The organism is Janthinobacterium sp. GW823-FHT06H09 (assembly GCF_058794735.1).
The window spans coordinates 67,983-90,626 of the sequence record NZ_JBXAHC010000007.1; the positions used below are offsets into that span (position 1 = coordinate 67,983).

General features: G+C 62.3%; 23 protein-coding genes. 9 read left to right on the top strand and 14 right to left on the bottom strand.

The genetic code is table 11. The features are described from left to right. Positions 1–132 precede the first annotated feature (132 nt). Positions 133–711 (top strand): hypothetical protein, encoded by a 579-nt coding sequence (locus tag AC1Q6X_RS13300; protein WP_492497512.1) that lies wholly within the window; start codon positions 133–135, stop codon positions 709–711. Between the two features lie 81 nt (positions 712–792). Here AC1Q6X_RS13300 and AC1Q6X_RS13305 read toward each other — a convergent pair whose 3' ends face one another. The 6 genes from AC1Q6X_RS13305 to purB all read right to left on the bottom strand — a co-directional run bounded on the left by AC1Q6X_RS13305 (position 793) and on the right by purB (position 7,089). Continuing rightward, positions 793–2,946, bottom strand: coding sequence for a S46 family peptidase (locus tag AC1Q6X_RS13305; RefSeq protein ID WP_492497514.1), 2,154 nt, complete (start codon positions 2,944–2,946; stop codon positions 793–795). A 305-nt stretch (positions 2,947–3,251) separates the two neighbouring features. Further along, complete coding sequence (locus tag AC1Q6X_RS13310; RefSeq protein WP_034778894.1) at positions 3,252–3,521, bottom strand: GlsB/YeaQ/YmgE family stress response membrane protein; 270 nt, start codon at positions 3,519–3,521, stop codon at positions 3,252–3,254. Between the two features lie 164 nt (positions 3,522–3,685). After that, positions 3,686–4,261 (bottom strand): YceI family protein, encoded by a 576-nt coding sequence (locus AC1Q6X_RS13315; RefSeq protein ID WP_099411313.1) that lies wholly within the window; start codon positions 4,259–4,261, stop codon positions 3,686–3,688. A gap of 139 nt (positions 4,262–4,400) precedes the next feature. Further along, positions 4,401–4,955: a YceI family protein gene (locus AC1Q6X_RS13320; RefSeq protein WP_070290826.1), complete on the bottom strand. Its 555-nt coding sequence runs from the start codon at positions 4,953–4,955 to the stop codon at positions 4,401–4,403. A gap of 44 nt (positions 4,956–4,999) precedes the next feature. Further along, a complete protein-coding gene (locus AC1Q6X_RS13325; protein WP_070311507.1) occupies positions 5,000–5,524 on the bottom strand; it encodes a cytochrome b in 525 nt (174 codons plus the stop codon). A gap of 185 nt (positions 5,525–5,709) precedes the next feature. Next, positions 5,710–7,089, bottom strand: coding sequence for an adenylosuccinate lyase (purB, locus tag AC1Q6X_RS13330; RefSeq protein WP_070220631.1), 1,380 nt, complete (start codon positions 7,087–7,089; stop codon positions 5,710–5,712). Between the two features lie 277 nt (positions 7,090–7,366). Between purB and AC1Q6X_RS13335 the strand changes: the two genes are divergently transcribed. Beyond that, the gene (locus AC1Q6X_RS13335; protein ID WP_070290828.1) at positions 7,367–7,981 is read left to right on the top strand and encodes a glutathione S-transferase N-terminal domain-containing protein; all 615 of its coding nucleotides are present in this window, start codon (positions 7,367–7,369) and stop codon (positions 7,979–7,981) included. A gap of 56 nt (positions 7,982–8,037) precedes the next feature. On the opposite strand, the gene bfr is transcribed toward AC1Q6X_RS13335, so the two are convergent. Further along, positions 8,038–8,514: a bacterioferritin gene (bfr, locus tag AC1Q6X_RS13340; protein ID WP_034745609.1), complete on the bottom strand. Its 477-nt coding sequence runs from the start codon at positions 8,512–8,514 to the stop codon at positions 8,038–8,040. A gap of 423 nt (positions 8,515–8,937) precedes the next feature. On the opposite strand from bfr, the gene AC1Q6X_RS13345 reads away from it, so the two are divergent. Beyond that, the gene (locus tag AC1Q6X_RS13345; protein ID WP_035822772.1) at positions 8,938–9,618 is read left to right on the top strand and encodes a Fe2+-dependent dioxygenase; all 681 of its coding nucleotides are present in this window, start codon (positions 8,938–8,940) and stop codon (positions 9,616–9,618) included. A gap of 220 nt (positions 9,619–9,838) precedes the next feature. Here the strand turns inward: AC1Q6X_RS13345 and AC1Q6X_RS13350 are convergent, their stop codons facing one another. Together AC1Q6X_RS13350 and AC1Q6X_RS13355 are read right to left on the bottom strand one after the other, a co-directional pair. Next, entirely contained in the window at positions 9,839–10,540 is a 702-nt protein-coding gene (locus AC1Q6X_RS13350; RefSeq protein ID WP_070220769.1) for an energy transducer TonB, read from the bottom strand. A gap of 17 nt (positions 10,541–10,557) precedes the next feature. Next, a complete protein-coding gene (locus AC1Q6X_RS13355; RefSeq protein ID WP_034745611.1) occupies positions 10,558–10,773 on the bottom strand; it encodes a (2Fe-2S)-binding protein in 216 nt (71 codons plus the stop codon). 405 nt (positions 10,774–11,178) lie between these two features. On the opposite strand from AC1Q6X_RS13355, the gene AC1Q6X_RS13360 reads away from it, so the two are divergent. The 3 genes from AC1Q6X_RS13360 to AC1Q6X_RS13370 are packed head-to-tail and all read left to right on the top strand — an operon-like array spanning position 11,179 to position 13,658. Then, a complete protein-coding gene (locus AC1Q6X_RS13360; RefSeq protein ID WP_492497518.1) occupies positions 11,179–11,463 on the top strand; it encodes a FeoA family protein in 285 nt (94 codons plus the stop codon). A gap of 2 nt (positions 11,464–11,465) precedes the next feature. Next, complete coding sequence (feoB, locus tag AC1Q6X_RS13365) at positions 11,466–13,367, top strand: ferrous iron transporter B (protein ID WP_492497520.1); 1,902 nt, start codon at positions 11,466–11,468, stop codon at positions 13,365–13,367. 9 nt (positions 13,368–13,376) lie between these two features. Beyond that, the gene (locus AC1Q6X_RS13370; protein ID WP_070220612.1) at positions 13,377–13,658 is read left to right on the top strand and encodes a hypothetical protein; all 282 of its coding nucleotides are present in this window, start codon (positions 13,377–13,379) and stop codon (positions 13,656–13,658) included. A 119-nt stretch (positions 13,659–13,777) separates the two neighbouring features. Here the strand turns inward: AC1Q6X_RS13370 and nagZ are convergent, their stop codons facing one another. The 4 genes from nagZ to AC1Q6X_RS13390 form a co-directional block, all read right to left on the bottom strand. Continuing rightward, on the bottom strand, positions 13,778–15,319 hold the full coding sequence (nagZ, locus tag AC1Q6X_RS13375; protein WP_492497522.1) for a beta-N-acetylhexosaminidase: 1,542 nt from the start codon (positions 15,317–15,319) through the stop codon (positions 13,778–13,780). A 181-nt stretch (positions 15,320–15,500) separates the two neighbouring features. Further along, entirely contained in the window at positions 15,501–17,111 is a 1,611-nt protein-coding gene (locus AC1Q6X_RS13380) for an FMN-binding glutamate synthase family protein (RefSeq protein WP_139090549.1), read from the bottom strand. A gap of 104 nt (positions 17,112–17,215) precedes the next feature. Further along, positions 17,216–18,229, bottom strand: coding sequence for a M48 family metallopeptidase (locus AC1Q6X_RS13385; RefSeq protein WP_070220606.1), 1,014 nt, complete (start codon positions 18,227–18,229; stop codon positions 17,216–17,218). A gap of 1 nt (position 18,230) precedes the next feature. Beyond that, the gene (locus AC1Q6X_RS13390) at positions 18,231–19,283 is read right to left on the bottom strand and encodes a YjgN family protein (protein ID WP_070311500.1); all 1,053 of its coding nucleotides are present in this window, start codon (positions 19,281–19,283) and stop codon (positions 18,231–18,233) included. Between the two features lie 166 nt (positions 19,284–19,449). Between AC1Q6X_RS13390 and AC1Q6X_RS13395 the strand changes: the two genes are divergently transcribed. The 3 genes from AC1Q6X_RS13395 to AC1Q6X_RS13405 all read left to right on the top strand — a co-directional run bounded on the left by AC1Q6X_RS13395 (position 19,450) and on the right by AC1Q6X_RS13405 (position 21,523). After that, entirely contained in the window at positions 19,450–20,121 is a 672-nt protein-coding gene (locus AC1Q6X_RS13395) for a glutathione S-transferase (RefSeq protein WP_492497525.1), read from the top strand. Positions 20,122–20,192: 71 nt separating this feature from the next. Beyond that, the gene (locus tag AC1Q6X_RS13400) at positions 20,193–20,966 is read left to right on the top strand and encodes a 5'-3' exonuclease (protein ID WP_070220600.1); all 774 of its coding nucleotides are present in this window, start codon (positions 20,193–20,195) and stop codon (positions 20,964–20,966) included. 146 nt (positions 20,967–21,112) lie between these two features. After that, positions 21,113–21,523, top strand: a complete 411-nt coding sequence (locus AC1Q6X_RS13405; RefSeq protein WP_070220767.1) for a response regulator — start codon at positions 21,113–21,115, stop codon at positions 21,521–21,523. Here AC1Q6X_RS13405 and mnmA read toward each other — a convergent pair. Continuing rightward, complete coding sequence (gene mnmA, locus AC1Q6X_RS13410; protein WP_070220598.1) at positions 21,520–22,641, bottom strand: tRNA 2-thiouridine(34) synthase MnmA; 1,122 nt, start codon at positions 22,639–22,641, stop codon at positions 21,520–21,522. The two genes, AC1Q6X_RS13405 and mnmA, sit on opposite strands and share 4 nt — an antisense overlap. Between the last annotated feature and the right edge of the window lie 3 nt (positions 22,642–22,644).

The following is a 22,644-nucleotide window of genomic DNA, read 5'->3' on the forward strand; positions in this document are numbered from 1 at the left end:
AGGGGGAAGGCGCGCTGGGTAAGTACGCCCGCTAGGGGCCAATTGTAGCACCGGCGTCGGCGCCTTGAGGCGCGGCAGATGGGCCGGGCCGCACTTGTGTTATGAATACGTTTCACGCGCAAGGGAGGCGGCATGGGCAAGGCAGTGATGGCAGCGATGGCAGCGCTGGTGTGGTGGGCTTGCCTGGCGGCACAGGCGGCGCCGTTGCGCTTGCCGGCGAGCAAGGAACCGGTGGCGCAGGGCGGCTCCGTGACCGCCGCCGCGCAGGGCGCGCTGATACGCTACCGGGGCTGGCTGCTGGCCGTCGATGGCGCCGTATCGGAGGAGCGGCCCGACGTCTTGCTGACGTCGGCGCATGCGGGGCAGGCGCCGCAGTTGCGGGTCGGCGCGACGCAGCGTGTCTTGCCCGTATGGTCGGCTTTCGAGCTCGTCAAGGGCAGCACGCGCCTGCGCATCACGGCGCTGCCGGGGCCGGATGAGGTGGCCGCGCTGCTGCTGGACTTTGGCGACGGCGATTACCGCATCGTGATTCCCGCCGCGCGCATCGCCCGGCAAGCCTATCCGCTGCTGGCGCAGCGCTTTCCCGGCGCCGACCTGGCCTTGCTGCTGCAGGAGGGCCGGAGGGTCATGCTGCCGCTGGGAAGTGGCAGCGCGCAAGTATTTGGCGAGGAGCAAGCCGTGCCTTACCGCTTTAGCAAAGTAAAACGTTAGGCAAAAAAAAGCCACTCCCGCAGGAGTGGCTCAGGGAACAACCGCCCGTTGCCGGGCTTATTAGTTGTTGTTATCCGCGAATTACTCGGCGCCCATTTCTTTCAGCAGGTTGTCTGCGTGGTCGATGTGTTTCATGTTCCACAGCATGTAGCGCAGGTCGACCTGGATCGAACGGGTGTTGGCCTTGTTGTAGTCCCAGTCGGAAATGATCGAGTCCAAGGTGCCGTCGAATGCCAGGCCGATGAATTCGCCTTTTGCGTTCAGGGCAGCCGAACCGGAGTTGCCGCCGGTGATGTCCAGGGTGGCCAGGTAGTCGACCGGCACGGTTTTCAGCTTCGGATCGACGAATTTGCCGAAGTCCTTGGCCTTGATCGCGGCCAGTTGTTTTGCCGGCGCATTGAACTCGCCTTCGCCCGTGGCTTTGGCGGCGACGCCATTGACGGTGGTGAAGGCGGTCCAGGTGGTGCCATCGGCGCCATGGTCACGGCCGGCAACACGGCCGAACGTCACGCGCAGGGTGCTGTTGGCGTCAGGATAGACGGCTTGGCCCTTGCTCTTCATGAAGGCGATTTTTGCTTTCATGTAGTTGGCGTAGGCTTGCTGGATCTTGCCGGCCAGTTCTTCGTCTTCCGCTTCGTTTTTCAGCGAATCCGGGTACATGGCGACGGCGGCCTGGATGAAGCTGTCCTTGCTGGTCTGGAATTCGGCTGGCGTGCGTTTCAACCATGCCGCGCGTTCTTCCTTGTCGGCCAGCTTGCTGCCCGCATACAGTTTGTCCAGGGCAGCGGCCAGGTCGGCTTGCGACATGCCATCCTTGATGCCGATGGCGGCGTCGAAGCTGGCACGGCGTTGTGCGGCTGGTTGCGCGGCGTACTTGGTCAGGCTGTTCAATACCAGCGCCTTGTCGACTTTTTCATCGTAGGTGCGCTCGACCGACGTGATGCTCGACGACAGACGTGGCAAATCGCGCGTCTGGTAGCCGGACTTGCGTTCCGTATCGGCCTTGGTGCCTTCGTTCGACAAACGGTACAGGCTGCGTGCCGTGCTCAGCAGGCGTGGCTGCGCATAGCTGAGGAAGAAATCGCGCTTGGTGTCGGCATCGCGCTCGGCGATCAGCTTTTCCACTTGCTCGATGTCGCCGGCAAACTCCGCCTTGCGGGCAGGATTGGCGTTGACCCAGGTTTTCAGGGCTTCGTGTTCCGTCGTCTTGCGTGCCAGGAAGTCGCTGCCGGCGTAGGAATCGAGCATGCCTTGGCGGTTCTTGTAGTAATTGTTCACGCCAGCAACCTGACCCGCGTATTTCAGGGCAACGTCCTTGTTGTCCTTGGTTTCGCGCGCGATGATGGCCAGGGTTTCGCCCGACGCTTTCACGAAGGCAGGGTAGTTCCAGTCAAACGTGAACGCCACTTCCGATGGCAGGCGGTGACGGTTGGTGCGGCCCGGGTAGCCCAGCGCCATGACGAAATCGCCTTCTTTCAAGCCATCCTTGGCCAGTTTCAGCACGTGTTTTGGCTGGTACGGCACGTTGTCCTTGCTGAAGTCGGCAGCTTTGCCGTCTTTGCTGACGTAGGCGCGGTAGAAACCGTAGTCGCCCGTGTGACGCGGCCACATCCAGTTGTCGGTGTCGCCGCCGAATTTACCGACGCCCGCTGGTGGCGCGTGCACCAGGCGCACGTCGCGGATTTCCAGTTGCTTGATCAGGTAAAACTCTAGGCCGCCGTAGTAGCTCGACACGGTGCAGCGGAAACCCGCTTCTTTTTCGCATTCTGCAACCAGTTTCTTCTGGTTTTTCTCGATCGCGTCGATGCGTGCCTTGCCTTGCAGCTTGGCCACGTCGGCGCTGATGATCTTGTCGCTGACATTGGTCACGGCCGAGGTGACGAAGATGCGGCTGCCCGGGGCGGCCGGCAATTCTTCAGCGAAGGTCTTGGCCAGGAAACCGTTGGCCAGCAAATCGCGCTCCTTGGTCGAATTGACCGCCACGCTGTTGTAGACGCAATGGTGGTTGGTGGCAACCAGGCCTTGCGGCGAGACGAACGACGCCGAGCAGCCGCCCAGGCTGACGATAGCGCCCATCGGGAATTCGGTCAGTTTGGTCAGGGTGGTCGGATCGAGTTTCAGTCCGGCGGCTTTCAGCTCCTTGGCTACTTGTGGCAGCTGTTGGGGCATCCACATGCCTTCGTCGGCGTGTGCGAAGTTGCTCAGGATGGCGAGCGCGATGAGAGATTTTTTCATTCGAGTTCTGTTCTTTTACATTGTAGGGAAGTCGGAATCAGCGGAGTACCCGCTGATTGTGCAGCGGGCGACATAGAGTATCCGTATCGAACCCGCACTAGTCAATCACATTTTCCGGAGGGTATGTTCATATGTGGTTGCTTGAACGACATGATTTTAGGTGGCGCAGGGGCAGGAACCGGCCGCCAACGCGCATTTTTCCGTGCGGCCGCTGTGGTATTGTCCATACGTATCCTAGCGGCAATGAAAAATGGCCGGGCGCTTGCGCGGCCCGGCCACTTGCTGATGCGTAGCTGTTTGCCTGCTTAGCGTATTTTGCCGCGGCGTAAAAGATTGACGATGCCCAGCAGGATGACGGCGCCGAGGAATGAGACCAGCAGCGAAGCCAGACTGAAATTGTCGCTATTGATGGTGCCCGTGCCGAACAGGGGCGCCAGCAGCCAGCCGCCCAGGAAGGCGCCAACGATGCCGACGACGATATTGAGGAAGATGCCCTGTTGTGCATTGGTTTTCATGACCATGCTGGCCAGCCAGCCGATGACGCCGCCAATAACGATCCAGATAATGAAATTCATGTGGTCCTCCGCGGTGGATAAGTGGGTGTGTCATGTCAGAACAACATCATGCCAATCGATAGTGATGCCGCACGATAGAAAAGTCCAGCGGATTCTCGTCGTGCATGCAAAAGCCCGCCTGGCTGCGGGCAGCGAGGCGGGCTTGTCCTGCGGAAAGGCGGTGTTTAATCGGCCTTGATCGCTTCGACCTGGATGGCCAGCTTGACTTCCGGCGAGAACGCCGGCATGCCGTAGTTCAAGCCAAAGTCGCTGCGCTTGAATTCCGCCGTGGCGTCGGCGCCGCACACTTCGCGCTTGTAGCGCGGGTGCATGATGCACTTGAACTTGCTCACATTCAGCTTGACGGGCTTGGTCACGCCCAGCAAGGTCAGTTCGCCATCGACTTCCACCAGCTGCTCGCCGTTGAACTTGAGCGAGGTACTTTTGTAGGTGATTTGCGGAAATTTCTCGACGTTGAACATGTCCGCTTTTTTCGCGTGCGTGTTCATGGCATCGAGGCCGAAATCGATCGAATCGGCATCGATGACCAGGTCCAGGCTGCCCGTCTTGGCGGCGCGGTCCAGGGCGACCGTCCCCTTGGTCTTGTTGAACTTGCCGCGCCACACCGACATGCCCATGTGATCGGCTTCAAAGCTGGGGAAGGTGTGCGTCGGGTCGAGGTTGTAGGTGTCGGTAGCGGCCATGGCCGAACCCGCGCCGGCAGCTGCCAGCACGGCGATCATCAAGTGCGAAAATTTCATGCAGATCCTAAAGTTGAACAGGTTGTGGGGTTGTTTTTGGTAACGCCTGAAAAACGTTCAGGACAAGGCGCCTTGCCGAAGGCAGTGCAAATAGCACGACGAGGCAAGAGCAACGCAGCCATGGACGTTTTCTCAGGTGTTACTGAGCAGCGACGTGGAATTTAATTGTGACCTCGTCGGCAACCATGCTCGTGTCTTTCCACTCGCCTTCGCCGATGTTGTAGGTCAGGCGCTTGATCGGCAGGGCGCCGTCAAACGCGTATTTGCCGCCGTCGGCTTTTACCGCCAGGGGGAAGGTCACGTCGGTGGTCTTGCCTTTGATGCTCAGCTTGCCGGTGACCGTCAGCTTGCCCGCGCCGGCGGCCTTGATGCTGCTCGAGACAAAGGTGGCTTTCGGGAACTGGGCCGAGTTGAACCATTCTTTCTTCGCCACTTCCTTGTTGTATTCCGGATCGCCGATATCGATGCTGGCCGTTTCGATTTCCACCGACGCTTTCGAGGCATCCGGCGTGGCCGGGTTGTAATCGATGGCGATATTGAATTTCTTGAACTTCGCTTCCACGGGCACGTTCATTTGCTTGAACACGGCCGACACGCTGGTCTTGGCGGGATCGACTTTCAGCAGGGTGGCGGCGGTGGCGGCCACGGACAGGCCCAGCAGAGAAGCGAGGACGATGCGTTGGGTGGTTTTCATCTTGTTTTTTTCCTGTAGTTTCAGTGAGCAAGGGGACGTCGATGTCAGGGCAGCATGCGCTTGAGGACGCCATCACGGTCGATGAACTGGTGCTTCAGCGCCGCCAGCACATGGGCGGCCACAGCGGCTGCCATTGTCATGTTCAGAACATAATGAATCTCTTTTAAAAGCGGCTTAAGTTCCGGGTTCGGCGCCATGATGACGGGCAGCTGGAACAGGCCCAGGTAGACCACCGGCACGCCGGCGGCCAGGGTGTACAGGTAGCCGGAGATGGGCACGGCGAAGATCAGGATGTACAGCAGCACGTGCATGGCGTCGGCCGCCTTCTTTTGCCAGGCAACCATGCTGGCCGGGTGCGGCGGCGGCACGTTGGCCTTGCGCCACAGCAGGCGGATGGCGGCGATGGCCAGCACGGTCACGCCCAGCCATTTGTGCCAGGAGAAATATTTGAGCTTGGTGGGCGTCAGGCCGGGAATATCCGTCATGACCAGGCCCATGACGAAGGCGCTGATGATCAGCAGGGCGGTCAGCCAGTGCAGGATGATGGCGGTGGTGGTGTAGCGTTGCATCGATGGCTTTCTTGAATGTAGTACGTATTAGGACTAATTCGGCCTAATATACCAAAGAAAATCAAATTGCGCTGCGTGCTGGAGATTCTACAAGAAAGATTGCCGGAAAAACCGCGGGGCGGGCAGCATTTGTGTGCTGGCCGCCCCGCGGGAGTGGGATCGGACGATCCCCATGTGAAAACTGCTTAGATGGCTTTGGCCAATTGCGCCGCGATACCGATGTAGTTGCCCGGCGTCATGGTCAGCAGCACGTCCTTGGCATCCTGCGGAATGGCCAGGCCATTGACGAAGGTTTGCAGCGCTTCCTTCGAGATGCCCTTGCCGCGCGTCAGCTCTTTCAGCTGCTCGTACGGGTTTTCGATGCCATAGCGGCGCATCACGGTTTGTACGGGTTCGGCCAGCACTTCCCAGGTCGCGTCCAGGTCTTGCGCCAGGCGCGCGTGGTTCACTTCCAGCTTGTTCAGGCCGCGCAGGCAGCTGTCATACGCCAGCAAGGTGTAGCCGAGGCCCACGCCGATGTTGCGCAGCACGGTCGAATCCGTCAAATCGCGCTGCATGCGCGAGACGGGCAGTTTTTCCGACAGGTGCTTGAGCACGGCGTTGGCCAGGCCCAGGTTGCCTTCCGAGTTTTCGAAGTCGATGGGGTTGACCTTGTGCGGCATCGTCGACGAGCCGATTTCGCCCGCTTTCAGTTTCTGCTTGAAGTAGCCCAGCGAGACGTACGTCCAGATGTCGCGGTTCAGGTCCAGCAGGATCGTGTTGGCGCGCGCGAAGGCGTCGAACAGTTCGGCCATGTAGTCGTGCGGTTCGATCTGGATCGTGTATGGGTTGAAGACCAGGCCCAGGCGCTGTTCGATGACGGCCTGCGAGAATGCGGGCCAGTCGAAGCCGGGATAGGCCGACAGGTGGGCGTTGTAGTTGCCGACGGCGCCATTCATCTTGCCGAGGATTTCCACTTGCGCGATGCGTTTCACGGCGCGCTGCAGGCGGGCCACGACGTTGGCGAATTCCTTGCCCAGGGTGGTCGGGCTGGCCGTCTGGCCGTGCGTGCGCGACAGCATCGGCACATCGGCGTTATCGTGCGCGATCTGCGTCAGCTTGGCTACCAGGCCGTTCAATGCCGGCAGCATCACGCCGTCGCGCGCGGCCTTAAGCATCATGCCGTGCGAGGTGTTGTTGATGTCTTCCGAGGTGCAGGCGAAATGGATGAATTCCGACGCCGCCACCAGTTCCGGCACGTCCGCCACTTGTTCCTTCAGCCAGTACTCGACGGCCTTGACGTCATGGTTGGTGACCGCTTCGATGGCCTTGATGCGAGCCGCGTCGGCTTCCGAGAAGTCGGCCGCCATCTTGTCGAGCAGGGCGCTCGCTTCGGCCGAGAACGGCTTGATTTCGGCGAAACCGGCTTGCGACAGCGCCTGCAGCCAGGAGATTTCCACTTTCACGCGGTGGTGCATGAAACCGGCTTCGGACAGGATCGGGCGCAGCAGATCGGTCTTGCTGGCGTAGCGGCCATCGAGCGGAGACAGGGCCGACAGCGTGGAATACGGAGTAGTAGAAGTCATGAGAGCGGACGCAAGTTAAAGAAACGGTTGGCGTGTGGCGCGCGGGGAGGGCAGGGCTATTGCAATACAGCAACACTGACGGCGCCACAGTAAAGGACGATTTTACCACCGCTGGCCGCTGGCCAGCCGTCCATCGGGCGCCGGCGCACCGCAATTTGGCTGAATCCGGCCCCGATGCGGCATGCCTGCCACACCATGGAGACGGCTGGGCGCGTGCTGCCAAACACCGCTGCCGCCGATGCTATACTGCTTGCTGATCCTTCACCTTAAAGTAGCTATGAAACTGATCGGTTCCCTCGCCAGCCCGTATGTCCGCAAAGCCCGTATCGTGCTGGCGGAAAAAAAGCTCGACTATGTCTTCGAGCTGGAAAACGTGTGGGTGCCGGAAACCCGCATCGCCCAGGCCAATCCCCTGGGCAAGGTGCCCTGCCTGGTGATGGAGGATGGCAGCACCTTGATCGACTCGAAAGTCATCGTCGAATACCTCGACACGCTCACGCCCGTGTGCAAGCTGTTGCCGGCCGGCGGCAATGGCCGCGAGCGGGCCGATATCAAGAACTGGGAAGCGCTGGCCGACGGCATCCTCGACGCGGGCGTGCTGGTGCGCCTGGAGCGCACGCAGCGCCCGCCCGAGCAGCAAAGCGCCGCCTGGATCGCGCGCCAGCTGGACAAAGTCACGCTGGGCCTGGCGGCGCTCGAGGCGCGCCTGGGCGAGAGCGCGTATTGCGCCGGCAAGAACTACACCCTGGCCGACGTGGCCGTGGGCTGTACCCTGGGCTGGCTCAGCTTCCGCTTCCCGGAAATCGACTGGCGCGCGGATCACCCGGCGCTGGCGCGCCTGTTCGACAAACTGTCCGAACGGCAATCTTTCAAGGATACCGTGCCGCAATAAGGCGCGGACGAAAAAAAACCGGCTCTGCCGGTTTTTTTATCTGCCTCGAAGAGCAATTACTCCTCAATCGCCATCTGACTTTGCAGGTAATTCTGAATGCCGACCTTGGCGATCAGGTCGATCTGCGTTTCGAGCCAGTCGATATGCTCTTCCGTGTCTTCCAGGATCATCAGGAACAGGTCGCGCGAGACGTAGTCGCCCGCTTTTTCGCTGATGGCGATGCCTTCCTTGACGGTGGCGTGCGCGGCGCGTTCCAGCTTCAGGTCGCATTCCAGCATTTCCGGCGTGTTCTCGCCGATCAGCAGCTTGTGCAGCGCTTGCAGGTTCGGCAGGCCGTCGAGCATCAGGATGCGGTCGATCAGCTTGTCGGCGTGTTTCATTTCGCCGATCGATTCTTCGTATTCCTTCTTGCCCAGCTTTTCCAGGCCCCAGTGCTTGTACATGCGCGCATGCAGGAAGTACTGGTTGATGGCCGACAGTTCGTTGGTGAGCTGTGCATTGAGCATGCGGATGACTTCTTTATCGCCCTTCATGGCATTTCCTTTGTTCTGTGTCGCGTTCGATGATGAAACCGCAGGCTGCTGGCGTTCACGGCCGGGTGGCGCAGGGCTGCCTGGTGGCGCGCAGGTTGCCGGTTTCGCTATGCCCGCATGATAGCGCAAAATATGGGCGGTTTTCGGTGCTAAACGGCATTTTTCCGTCTTTTTAACGTAAATATCGTGCGAATAAAACCCATTCTCAAGTGGATTGCCCACTTGCGCCGTTTTTTATTTGTTAAGGAAAATGAAGGCCATTCTCATTCGCGTTTCTGGCCCGCTTTTGGCGCTGCCGGATCGCGTGCCTGACCGCGCTGAACAGGCGGGAAATGTTGGGCCATTCTTGCTTTTGTGGCTTCTTGGCCGCTGCCGGCGATGCGATAATCAGGCAGCGATATTTACTGAAAAAAGGATAGCAAGATGATGCTGCATATACCCGGCGTGCTGACGCCGGAACAGGTGACGCAGTTTCGCCAGCGCCTGGCGCAGACGGACTGGGTCGACGGGCGCGCCAGCGTCGGGGCGCAAGGCGCGCAAGTCAAGCGCAACCGCCAGCTGGCAGAGGGGTCGCCGCTGGCGCTGGAGCTGGGCGAGATCGTCAGCCGCGCGCTGATGGCCAATCCGCTGTTCTTTGCCGCCGTGCTGCCGCTGCGCATCCTGCCGCCCTTCTTCAACAGCTATGCGGGCGGCGAGCACTATGGCCTGCATATCGACGGCGCCATCCGCACGCCGAAAAACGGCATGCAGTCGATGCGCGCCGACGTCTCGTCGACCGTGTTCCTGAGCGAGCCGGACGAGTATGAGGGCGGCGAGCTGGTGGTGGTCGATGCGTATGGCACGCATGAAGTGAAACTGCCGGCCGGCGACGTGATCGTGTATCCGTCGAGCAGCGTGCATCAGGTGCTGCCCGTCACCAGCGGCGAGCGCATCTGCTCTTTCCTGTGGACGCAAAGCATGGTGCGCGAGGACTGGAAGCGCAGCATGCTGTTCGAGCTCGATCAGAACATCCAGAGCGTGCGCGCAGAACACGGCGATTCGCCGGCGACGGTGGGACTGACGGGGCATTATCACAATCTGCTGCGCATGTGGGCGGAGATGTAAGGCTGGGGTCAGACCCCCGGTGAAGTTGGCGCTGAACCTTGCGTTGGCGGTGTTGAGGGTCTGACCCCATAGCGGGCAAAAAAAAGTCTGCCTGGCCCGGGGATGTAGGCTGGCAGACTGAAACAAGCAAATCGCTTGACTAAAAACGGGCGCAAAAAAGCAAGCAGGGCACAGGGTGCGATGCTTGCGGGCTGGCAGCGGCACTAGGGCCGCAGGAAGGCTAGCTCAGCTGGAAGGTCAGGGGGACAAGCACGTACACGGGGACGGGTTTGCCGTTTTCGATCATCGGCTTGAACAGCGCGCGCTGCGCGGCCTGGCGGCCTGCTTCATCGAGGTTCGTGTAGCCGGTCGATTTCTGGATCAGGATTTGCTCGGGCAAGCCCTTTTCATTGATCAGGATGCGCAGCACCACGGTGCCGCTTTCGCCCAGGCGGCGCGACAGATTCGGATAGATCAGCTGCGGCGCCTTGATGTATTCGACGCTGCTGACGGTGCGCGGCGTCGCTGGTGCCGGTGGCGTCGGCGACGGTGCGGCTGGCGCCGTCGGCGCGGCGGTGGCGACGGGCGCCGCTTCGGCGCGCGTCGGCTGCGGCGGCGTGATCGTCGGTTCGCTCGGCGCCACGGCGATCAGCGGCAGCGGCGGGATCACGGCGCGCGGCACGGGCGCGCTCAGTTCCACGGTTTTCGGTACGGACGGCGCCGGCGGTTTCGGTGGCGCCGGCGGGGCGATGATGCTGATGGTCGTGATGGTCGGCATGGCCGCCGTGACGACGCGGCTCAGCAGGCCGCTCTGGATGGCGTAAAAGCCGGCGATATGCAGGACGACGATGGCCATCAGCGGCGCGAATTTGTTGCGCTTCTTGTCGAAGTCGGCAAATTGCTGCACGGCCTGCACCGTTACGGGCGGGGGCATCATCGTCATGGCGTTCATCGCTTTCTTTAGTTTGTCAGTACAGCTCGCATCAATACGGTTTCTTGCAGCGCCACGGTGGCGTTCAGGTGATCGTTCAGCACTTCCCGCGCGCAGGTGTGGCATTTGCCGCAGCAGGTGGCCACGCCCAGGTCGCGGCGCAGTTCGGCCATGCTGGACAGGCCAAGATCGACGGCTTGACGGATTTCACGATCAGATATGTTGTTGCAGACACATACAATCATTGATACACCTTCTGGCTGGAGGATGAACAGACACTAGTGCTTGAAAGCATTGTTGCTAGTGTTTTAATGAGAATCATTATCATTACGTTTCATTGTCGCGCAAAGTGCAGGACAATGCAAGCGATTTTGATCAAGTGTGCGGCAGTTGGCGGCCTGGCGCGGCAGCTTGATCTGCGCTTTGCGCGCATGGCGCAGCCCTTGGCAGGGGCGGCTCTCCGGGCTAAATAAAAACAATTCGCATTCATGTTTATAATGCTGGTATTGTCTCGGACGGTCGCCGTCTGGACACATTGAAAGGCCGCTTGTCGGTAATGCGCAACAGTTGCGTTTTACCTCACAACATCAGGGCATGCGCCAGGCGCAGCAGTCTGTCCCCGGTGTTCTTAATTTGAACGGAATTTGCTCATGACTCTAGTTCCACCCCTGATGACGCTCGACGCGCTGGCAGTCGGCCAGAGCGGCACGGTGTTGCATATCACGCCCAACGCGGCAGGACAGACGGAAGACGGCGTCGACCTCGTCCGCCGGTTGATGGAGCTGGGATTCGTTCCCGGCGAACGAGTCCGCATGCTCAAGCGCGGTATTCCTGGCGGCGATCCGCTGGCCATCAAGGTCGGCAATGCCACGTTCGCACTGCGCCGCTTCGAAGCGGCGCTGATCACGATTCAACCGCTGCTTCAACCGGAATAAATATGGGTGCCGTAGAAACTATCGTCGATGCGGGCGCGCACAAGCCGCCGCACCAGCCACAAATCGCCTTGCTGGGCAATCCGAACTGCGGCAAGACGGCCCTGTTCAACCGTTTGACGGGCGCGCGCCAGAAAGTGGCGAACTACGCCGGCGTGACCATCGAGCGCAAGGAAGGCCATTTCACGTCGCCAAGCGGCAAGCCCGTGCGCGTGCTCGATTTGCCGGGCGCCTACAGCCTGTCGGCCACCACGCCCGACGAAGCCATCACGCGCGACGTGGTGGGCGGGCTGCGCCGCGGCGATCCACGACCGGACGCCATCATCTGCGTGGTCGATGCCACCAATTTGCGCCTGAATTTGCGCCTGGTGCTGGAAGTTAAGCGCCTGGGCCTGCCCATGCTGCTGGCGCTGAACATGACGGACGTGGCGCGCAAGCGCGGCATGCTCATCGACACGGCCAGGCTGTCGCAGGAACTGGGCATGCCCGTGGTGGAAACCGTCGCGGTGCAGCACGACGGCGAAAAAGCCTTGTTGGATGCCATCGACGCCATGCTGCCGCTGCCTGCGGTGGAGGCGAAACCGCTGGCGGCCATCGACGCCGTGACCGTCGAAGAAACGCAGCGCGAAGTGCGCCGCATCCTGGCCGCCGTCAGCAACGACACGCGCGACAGCGGCAACCTGACGGAAAAGATCGACGACGTGGTGCTGCATCCCGTCTTCGGCCCCATCATCCTGGCCGTGCTGATGTTCCTGATCTTCCAGGCCGTGTTTGCCTGGGCTGCCACGCCGATGGAAATGATCACGGACGGCGTGGGTCACCTGGGCGCCCTGCTGACGGCGAACATGCCCGACGGCCACCTGAAAAGCCTGCTGGTCGAAGGCATCATCGGCGGCGTCGGCAGCGTGCTGGTGTTCCTGCCGCAAATCCTGATCCTGTTCTTCTTCATCCTGAGCCTGGAAGACTGCGGCTACCTGCCGCGCGCGGCCTTCCTGCTGGACCGCCTGATGGGCGGCGTGGGCCTGTCGGGCCGCGCCTTCATCCCGCTGCTGTCGAGCTTTGCCTGCGCCATCCCCGGCGTGATGGCGGCGCGCACCATCCAGAATCCGCGCGACCGCCTCGTTACCATCATGATCGCGCCGCTGATGACGTGTTCGGCGCGCCTGCCCGTGTATGCGCTGATCATCGCCGCCTTCATTCCCCAGCGCGAGGTATGGGGCTATCTGAGCCTGCAAGGCCTGGTGCTGTTCGTTCTGTACTTCGCCGGCATCATCTCGGCCATGGCCGTGGCCTGGGTCATGAAGCGCAGCATGGGCGTGCGCGGCAACCAGCCGCTGCTGCTGGAACTGCCGGCCTACCACTGGCCGCATCTGCGCAACCTGGCCGTCAGCCTGTGGGAGCGCGCGAAGATCTTCCTCACGCGTGTCGGTACCATCATCCTGAGCCTGATGATCATCCTGTGGTTCCTCAGCACCTTCCCCGGCGCGCCGGACAACGCGATCCACCCGCCCATCTATTACAGCCTGGCCGGCATCCTGGGCCGCGGCCTGGAAGTGATCTTCGCGCCCATCGGTTTTAATTGGCAGATCTGCATCGCGCTGGTGCCGGGCATGGCGGCGCGCGAAGTGGCCGTCGGCGCCCTGGGCACCGTGTATGCGCTGTCGCAAACGGGCGACGCGCTGGCGTCCACCCTGGAACCGCTGATCGCCCATTCGTGGTCGATGGCCACTGCATTGTCATTGCTGGCCTGGTATGTGTTCGCGCCGCAGTGCCTGTCGACCCTCTCCGTGGTGAAACGCGAAACGGGCGGCTGGCGCTATCCGCTGTTGATGGCCGGCTATATGTTCGCCCTCGCGTATGCCGCCTCGTTCATCACGTACCGCGTCGCCCTGTTGCTGGGCGCTTAGGAGAAAACCATGTGGCAAACCCTCATCGTCGCCCTGATCGTCGCAGCCGCGCTGCTGCATTTTTCGACCAAGTACCTGCCGGCCGGCGTGCGCCGCGCCATCGTGCGCGGCCTGGTGCGCTGCGGCCTCGATGAGGCGAAGATGTCGACCTTCTTCAAGGTGGCGCCGGGCTGCGGCAGCGGCTGCGGTTCCTGCGGCTCCTGCGACAGTCCGCCGCCACCGTCCGCCACGCCGCCGGCCGACGGCAGCAGCAAGCGCGTGATCCTGATGCAGGTGCAGCGCCAGGATTGATGCATCGGCCTGTTCCTCGGACCCTTTGCCTGGCCGCCCGTGCCGACTATTCCGACTATGTCGCGGCCCTGAACGTAAAAAAACCCGCTGCTGCGGGTTTTTTTACGCCGGTACTGCGCCTACGCCTTGCCGGCCAGCTTGTCGACGACGGGCACCAGCGCGGCCGGGCGGCAGCCGAAGGCGGCCAGGCGGCCTTGCGCCTTGGGCGCCAGGTCCAGGTCATACGGCAAACGGCCTGCCACCAGCCACAGTTTATCGTGCGGCAGGGCTTCGACCAGGCGGCGCTGGCCGTCGACGAACATGGCGTTATACGTTTGCAGCACGATCTGCCGCGCGCCTTGCGCAAAGGCGATGGCTTCGTTGACCTCGTCGTCCAGCGCTTCGGCCGACAAGGCATATTCGCGCACGTCCAGACCCGCTTCGAGCAGCGCCGGCAGCATCGAGCTGCGCGCTTCCTTGTTGCGGCCCAGCGCCACTTCGTCGATCTCGCTGCGCGAGCGCACTTCCACCGTCAGCAGGGTCACGGGCAGGCTGGCGTCGAGCGGGCGGTAGTCGCCCTGCACGCGCAGCGCCGCCTTTTGCAGCAGCTGCGACAGGGCCATGGCGGCCGGCTGCATCAGCGCCGGCGGGGCGACAGGACGTTCGCGCCAGTCGCGCACGGCGCGGTTGCGCTTGAGTTCCGCCACGCGCGCGCAAGCCGCCTCGATGCGGGAGATCGCAATGTCGCCGCGCTCCACTGCGGCGATGACGGCCTCGATGGCCGCCGTCTGCTGCGCTTCGCGGTGCGAGATGAGGACGATGTCGGCGCCCGCCTGCAAGGTGGCGATGGCGCCCCGGGCGATGCCGATGCCGTCGGCGATGGCCGCCATTTCCAGGCAATCGGTGATGACCACGCCCTTGTATTGCATTTCACCGCGCAGCAGGTCCGTCAGCACGCCCTTCGACAAGGTGGCGGGCACGCTGGTATCGGCCTCGAAGGCGGGGAAGACCACGTGCGCCGTCATGATGGCGTCCACGCCGCCGGCAATCGCCGCGCGGAACGGCGCCAGTTCCACGGCGCGCAGGCGTTCCTTGTCGTGCGGGACCAGCGCCATGGCGTAATGCGTGTCGATGGCCGTGTCGCCGTGGCCGGGGAAGTGCTTGGCGGTGACGGCCACGCCGCTGGCGCGCTGGCCGCGCATGGCGGCCATGCCGTAGTCGATGACGGTGGCGGCATCCTCGCCATACGCGCGCACGCCGATGACGGGGTTGTTGCGGTTGTTGTTCACGTCCAGCACGGGCGCGAGCAGCATATTGATGCCCACCTGGCGCATCTCATCGCCGCTGATCTGGTTCATGCGTTCGCAGTCTTCGATGGAGCCGGCCGCCTGGAAGGCCATCGCCGCGGGAATCGGCGTGACGCCCTGCTCGATGCGCATCACCATGCCGCCTTCCTGATCGATGGAGATCAAGAGCGGGATGTCGGACACTTCCGCGTTGATCTCCTGCAGTTCGCGGCACAGGGCCGACACTTGCGCGGGCGTGTGCACGTTGCGGCGGAACAGGATCACGCCGCCTACCTTCTTTTCGCGTATCAAGGTCTTGATATGCTCGTCCGCCTGCAGGGCGTCGAAGCCCACCATGAACAACTGTCCTATTTTCTCGCGCAAACCCTGCTCCATGCTGCAACTCCTCCGGTATTGATTGTGACGACGGCATACGTATTCTGGCACCGTGGTGGCGCATCGTGGCGGTCACCGGAAAAGCTGCCCTGGTTTTGTACGTGTTTTGGTATTGTATTGGATTTGGGTTTTTGCGCAAGTGGTTATTAAGTGGTATTGCTCAACTTGCGCAAACCCCGTGTCAATCGAGGCGCTGGAACGAGGCCGATTGCGCCTTGGGCCAGTACAGGCCGAACACGGGCGGCAGCTGCGGCAGCTGGCTCGGGTCGAGCAATTGTCCCGCTTCCAGGAAGGGCAGCAGGGCCGACGCCAGTTTCACCTGATTCGGCGAGATGCGCCGCACCAGGTGGTGCGGACGCAGTTCCTGCGGATGTGCCAGGCCAGCGGCGGCGATCAGTTCGGCCAGCGCCTTCATGGTGTTCTGGTGGAAGTGCGCCACGCGGGCGATCTTGTCGGGCACCACCAGCGCGCGCTGGCGCTGCGGGTCTTGCGTGGCCACGCCCGTGGGGCAGCGGTCCGTGTGGCAGCTTTGCGACTGGATGCAGCCCAGCGCGAACATGAAGCCGCGCGCCGAATTGCACCAGTCGGCGCCCAGCGCCAGCAAGCGGGCGATGTCGAAGGCCGTGATGATCTTGCCCGAGCAGCCGATCTTGATCTTCGCGCGCAGGTTGGCGCCCACCAGGGTGTTATGCACGAGTACCAGCGCTTCCTGCAGCGGCGTGCCCACATGGTCGGTAAATTCCAAGGGCGCCGCGCCCGTGCCCCCTTCGCTGCCGTCGACGACGATGAAGTCGGGCGTGATGCCCGTTTCCAGCATGGCTTTCACGATGGCGAAGAATTCCCACGGATGGCCGATGGCCAGCTTGAAGCCCGTCGGCTTGCCGCCCGAGAGCGTGCGCAGGCGGTCGATAAAGTGCAGCATTTCCAGTGGCGTGGAAAAGGCGCTGTGCGCGGCCGGCGAGACGCAATCCTCGCCCACCATCACGCCGCGCGTGGTGGCGATCTCGATGGTCACTTTCGGACCGGGCAGCACGCCGCCGTGGCCCGGCTTGGCGCCCTGCGACATTTTCAGCTCGATCATCTTGACCTGCTCCGAGCTGGCGTTGGCGATGAAGCGCTCTTCCGAAAACGTGCCGTCCTGGTTGCGGCAGCCGAAGTAGCCGGAACCGATTTCCCACACCAGGTCGCCGCCGTTTTCGCGGTGGTAGGGGCTGATGCTGCCTTCGCCCGTGTCGTGCATGAAGCCGCCGCTGCGCGCGCCGCCGTTCAGGGCCAGGATGGCGTTGGCCGACAGGGCGCCAAAGCTCATCGCCGAAATATTGAAGACGCTGGCCGAATACGGCTTGGCGCGCGGGCAGTCCGGATGGTTGCCGATCTCGATGCGGAAATCGTGGCCCGTGACCTTGGCGGGGGCGATGGAGTGGTTGATCCATTCGTAGCCTGCTTCATACACGTCGAGCTGGGTGCCGAACGGGCGCTTGTCCGTCTGCTCCTTGGCGCGCTGGTAGACGATGCTGCGCTGGCTGCGCGAAAACGGCGTCGCCTCGCTGTCGCTTTCCAGGAAATACTGGCGGATTTCGGGGCGGATGCTCTCAAAAAAGAAGCGGAAGTGCGCGAGGATGGGGTAGTTGCGGCGCAGGGCGCGCTTGGTTTGCAGCAGGTCGCTGATGCCGACCAGGGTCAGCGCACCGGCCAGCACGGGCAGCCAGTAATGGTCATAGTAAAACAGGGACAGGACAAAGATGGCTGCCGTCGCAATGAAGGTCAGGTAGCGAAATGGTACTAGGTGCATGGGCACTCCGGGAAAGTCAGACTGATATTGCTGAGTCTACCTTCGATTCACGGAACGTGCTGGTGGGAAAGAACGCGGCGCCCATAGGACGCCGCGCACGGTACTTAGCGTTGTGCGGCGCGGATGCGTGCGATGCGCTCAGTGCTGGCCGGATGGCTCGACAGGTAGGGCGTGCCATGGTCCAGCTTGCCCAGGGCGACAAACACCTGCGCCAGGTGTTCCAGGGGAATACCGTTCTGGCGCAGCATGGCAATCGCGTAGTCGTCCGCCTCGCGCTCGACATCGCGCGAATACTTCAAGTCCAGCAGCAGCGGCGGCAAGGTCGCCACCACGGTCGAGACGTCGCCGAACAGCAGCGCCGCGCCGGCGCCCACGGCCGAGGTCTGGATCAGGCGGCGCGTCAGGTGGCGCTGCTGCAAATGGCCCAGTTCATGCGCCAGCACGCCCATGATGGCGTCGTCGTCCGGCATCAGTTCCACCATTTCATCGGTCAGCACGATGTCGCCGGACGGCAGGGCGAACGCGTTCGGACCGATCTTGCTTTTGCGGAAAACGATGCGGTGCGCGGGCGCGCTGTCGCCGGGCGTGGCCAGGCGCGCGAAACGGGCGCGCAAGGCTTGCTGGCGCGCGCCATCGAGCTTGCTTGCCTCAAACACGTGGCCGTCGAGGAAATCGAGCACGCCCTGGCCCAGCTGGCGCTCGACGGACTGGGGAATCGCATACGCGACGCCCTTCGCCACCACGGGCAGCAGGTACTGATAGCTGAGCCACAGGGCCAGTACGGTGGCGACCGTGGCCAGCAGGGCGCCGCGCCAGCTTTGCTGCAGCCGCACGACCCAGCCGTCGCGGTGGCCCGTCTCATGCAGCACGTCGTTGAAGGCCGCCTGGTCGGCGATCTCCAGGTAGGCGCCGTCGGGAAAGCTGACCTTGCGCACGGCGTGGCTGCTGCGTTCGGACACGTGCAGCTCGCCCAGCGGGCAGCTGCGCTCGATATCGCCGGCCAGCACGGCCATGCCATCGCGCACGCTGAGCGTGACGTGGTACAGGCGCGAGGTCTGGCCGTCGAAATAGCGCGCGGGCACGGGGACCGCGCCCGGCGCGTGGTGATCGAGCGTCATGCTACAGCGACAGGTCGAAGTCCAGCAGATCGACCATGCCTTCGCCCGTGGCAGAGACTTGCTCGCCGGTGGCGGCGACGAAGGCGTCCAGGCTGCCATGCACCAGCATCGATGTCGCTTCCAGGCGGTACTTCAGCCAGCGCACCTGGGCGAATGGCGAAAACAGGCCCAGGGTGACGACGATACCGAGCAGGTTGGTCAGCATGACGAAGGTGGTGCGGCCCCAGGTCAGCTGCGACTGGAACTGGTGCTGCTGCAGGCGCGTGTGGTTCCAGATCAGGTTCTGGATCATGGTCAGGAACAGCGGCAGCACGATAAAGGCCCACGCATACAGCGCGGCCACGGCGCCGAAGATGCTGCCGGCCTTGGTGACATCGTTGGCATCGGTGGCAAAGGTGGCGAAGACGCTGGCGAAGACGACAAAGATCAGGACCAGGAAACCGGCCAGCAGCAGGGCGAAGAACAGCAGATAGGTCTTGTAGAAGCTGCCAACCGAGGCGTCAAAGCTGAAATTGCTGCTGCCGAAGCGGCTCTGCGTGTGCTGGAAGCGCTTCAGGCGCTGGTGCAGGAACGGCGTCATCAGGCCAGCCGTGAAGGTGTTCAGGATGGGCAGCCACAGGAAGTATTTGTAGGCTTCGCTGGCGCTGCCGTCGAAGCCGAAGCGGATGCCGCGGTAGCTGGTGTTGTAGAGCTTGAACTGCAGGCTTTTCCAGACCAGCCATGGCAGCACGGCCATCATCAGCACGAGCATGATCAGGCCGACGATGGGCGAGATCTGGAAGGCGATGTTGTAGCCGCCGATCAATACCACGGCCGCAATGCGGCCCTTCAGGATGGCGACGGCATTGCCGTGGTATTCGAAGCTGCTGCCAGCGAGGTGGGTGCTGGAATAGAAATAGCGGTTGCGGCGCACCTTGGCCCAGGCGGAATAAATGCCCAGGGTGACAATGCTCAGCAGCAGGTTGACGATCCAGATACGGAAGTATTCGCTGCCGGTGGCGCTGAAGGTAATGGCTTCACGCTTGGGCGTGGTGTTGTTGGTATCGAAATCCACGGGGGAGTTTCCTTACTTATTGGAAACAAAACAAGATAAGGGAAGATTGAAAAGTTATCAATTGAAAATAGTGTTTTTCGCAATTATTTTTGGTGTGCGGCCCCTGCCGCCGCGATTTTCCCGTCCCGGCTATACTGGGACTCAACCATTGCCAACGGAAATCGCCATGATCGTCGTCCACCATCTGAACAATTCGCGCTCGCAGCGCGTGCTCTGGCTGCTCGAGGAGCTGGGCCTCGACTACGAGGTCAAACGCTACCAGCGCGACCCGAAAACCATGCTGGCGCCCGCTTCGCTGAAGGCCGTGCATCCGCTGGGCAAGTCGCCCGTGATCACGGACGGCGCCAATACCATCGCCGAATCGGGCGCCATCATCGATTACCTGGTCGAGCGCTACGGCAATGGCCGATTGATACCGACGGCGGGCACGCCCGAGAAGCTGCGCTGGACCTACTGGCTGCATTTCGCGGAAGGTTCGGCCATGCCGCCGCTGCTGATGAAGCTGGTGTTCGACAAGGTCGAATCGTCGCCGATGCCGTTTTTCGTCAAACCGATCGCGCGCGGCATCGCCAGCAAGGTCAAGAGCAGCTTCATCACGCCCAATATCAACAGCCAGCTGGCCTACATGGAAGCGGAACTCGAGAAAAGCAAATGGTTTGCCGGCAATGAATTCACGGCGGCCGACATCCAGATGAGCTTTCCGCTGGAAGCGGCCGCCATGCGCGGCGGGCTCGACGAGCGCCTGCCGAAGCTGACGGCGTTCCTGCAGCGCATCCATGCGCGCCCGGCCTACCAGCGCGCCCTGGAACGGGGCGGGCCCTACGATTTCGCCAAGTAAGCGGCGTTGACGGGCTATGCGCGGGGCGCCATACGGTAAAATGATCGATTCAACCAGTATCCATTTACCGCATGGCCAGACTCCTCGCTATCGACGGCTTGAATATCGTACGCCGCGTCTACGAAGCCAGTCCTGAACCCGATTCCGACCTGAAGGCGGAGATCGCGCTGCGCCATGCGCTGTCGTCGTTTCGCACCCTCATCAACGACCATGAGCCGACGCACATCCTGCCGGCCTTCGACTTTGGCGGCCCGACCTGGCGCCACGCCCTGTATGCCGGCTATCGTGAAGGGCGCCAGCCGATGCCGCAAGTGCTGCGCGACGCCTTGCCCGGCTTTTACGCCACCCTGGCCAGCTTCGGCATGCACGTGGTCAGCATCCCCGAGGTCGAGGCCGACGACGTGATCGGCACGGCCGTCATGCGCTGGCTGCACGAGGGGCGCGGCGCGGCCGTCATCGCCACCACCGACAAGGATTTGCACGGTCTGATCGCCCACGGCGCGCTCGTGTGGGACCATTTCAAGGGCGTCTGGCACGACCACGCCTGGGTCGAGAAAAAGTTCGGCGTGCCGCCGGAACTGCTGCCCGACCTGCTGGCGCTGATGGGCGACGTCACCGACAGCATTCCCGGCGTGTCGAAGATCGGCCTGAAGACGGGCGCGAAACTGTTGCGCGCTTACGGCAATATCGACGCCGTGATGGCCGGCGCGGGCATTTTGCCCGGCGCGCTCGGTGAAAGCCTGCGAAAAGAGCGGGAAATACTGTATCTTTCAAGAAAGTTGGTCGAACTCAAGACCGACGTGACGTTGGGCGTGACCTGGAACAAGCTGGCGTGGGAAAAGTAGAGCGCCCAAAAAAAGCTCATGGCGTTGTTGCCTTGCCTCGTCGTACATTCGTACTGTCTTCGGCAACGCGCCTAGCCCTGAGCATTTTGATGGGCGCTCTCTGAGTGGAACTCGCAATAGAAAATCAAGCAAGGGAAGTAATCATGATGTTAAAGACAGTCCTGATCGATAGCAGCGCCGTGGCGCGCGGCCTGCTGAACACGGTCCTGACCGATGGCGGCTACGATGTCTGCGGGCAGACGCATACGAGCGCGCTGGGCTTGGCGCTGCTGGTCAAGCACCACCCGCATTTCGTCTGCATCGCGCGCGAGCAGGTGGAAGATGGGACGAATATTGTGCAAACCATCCGCGCCCAGTATCCGAAGACGCTCATTTTCATGGTCTCGGGCGGCATCGACGCCGCCTCGCTGCAGGCGGCCCACGCGATGGGCGTGTCGGGCTTCATCGTGAAACCGTTCATGGCCGACACGGTCCTGAAAACCGTGCGCAATACGGTGATCGCCATGGTGCGCAAGCAGCAGGCCTTGGCCGCCGCTGCGCAAGGCAACAACTCCTAGACGCCGGCCAGGCCCGTCGCGCTGGCGATGATGCCGCCACCGAGGCACACATCGCCGTCGTACAGCACGGCCGACTGGCCCGGCGTGACGGCCCATTGCGCCTGGTCGAAGGCCAGGCCGAAGTGTTCATTCCCCTCCGGCAGCAGCTGGCAAGCCACGTCGGCCTGGCGGTAGCGCGTCTTGGCGGACAGGGCGCCTGCCTGCGGCGCCGTGCCGGCGACCCAGCTGGCCTGATCGGCCGTCAACGATGGCGACAGCAGCCACGGGTGGTCGTGGCCCTGCACCACCCACAGGGTGTTGTTGACGATATCCTTGCGCGCCACATACCAGGCGTCGCTGCTGCCGTCCGCGTTCTGGTACGACTTCACGCCGCCGATGCCGATGCCCTTGCGCTGGCCCAGGGTATAGAAACTCAGTCCCACGTGTTCGCCCACCGTCTTGCCGTCGGCCGTTTTCATCGGGCCCGGCTTGTACGACAGGTAGCGGTTCAAGAATTCGCGGAACGGGCGTTCGCCAATAAAGCAGATGCCCGTGGAATCCTTCTTCTGCGCGTTCGGCAGCGCCAGTTGCTCGGCGATCTGGCGCACCTGCGTCTTCGGGATTTCACCGAGCGGGAACAAGGTCTTGGACAGTTGCGCCTGGTTCAGGCGGTGCAGGAAATAGCTTTGGTCCTTGCTGGCGTCGACGGCCTTGAGCAGTTCATAACGGCCCGCATCGGTCGGCGCCTGGCGCACGCGCGCATAGTGGCCGGTGGCGATCAGGTCGGCGCCCAGGGTCATGGCGTGGTCAAGAAATGCCTTGAACTTGATTTCGGCGTTGCACAGCACGTCCGGATTCGGCGTGCGGCCGGCCTGGTACTCGCGCAGAAAATCGGCGAACACGCGGTCCTTGTATTCGGAGGCGAAATTGACGGCTTCGATATCGACGCCGATGACGTCGGCCACGCTGGCCGCGTCGATCCAGTCCTGGCGCGTGGAGCAGTATTCCGAATCGTCGTCATCTTCCCAGTTTTTCATGAACAGGCCGATGACTTCATAGCCTTGTTCCTTCAGCATCCATGCCGCGACCGAGGAATCGACCCCGCCTGACATGCCGATCACGACTTTCTTCTTGCTCATCTT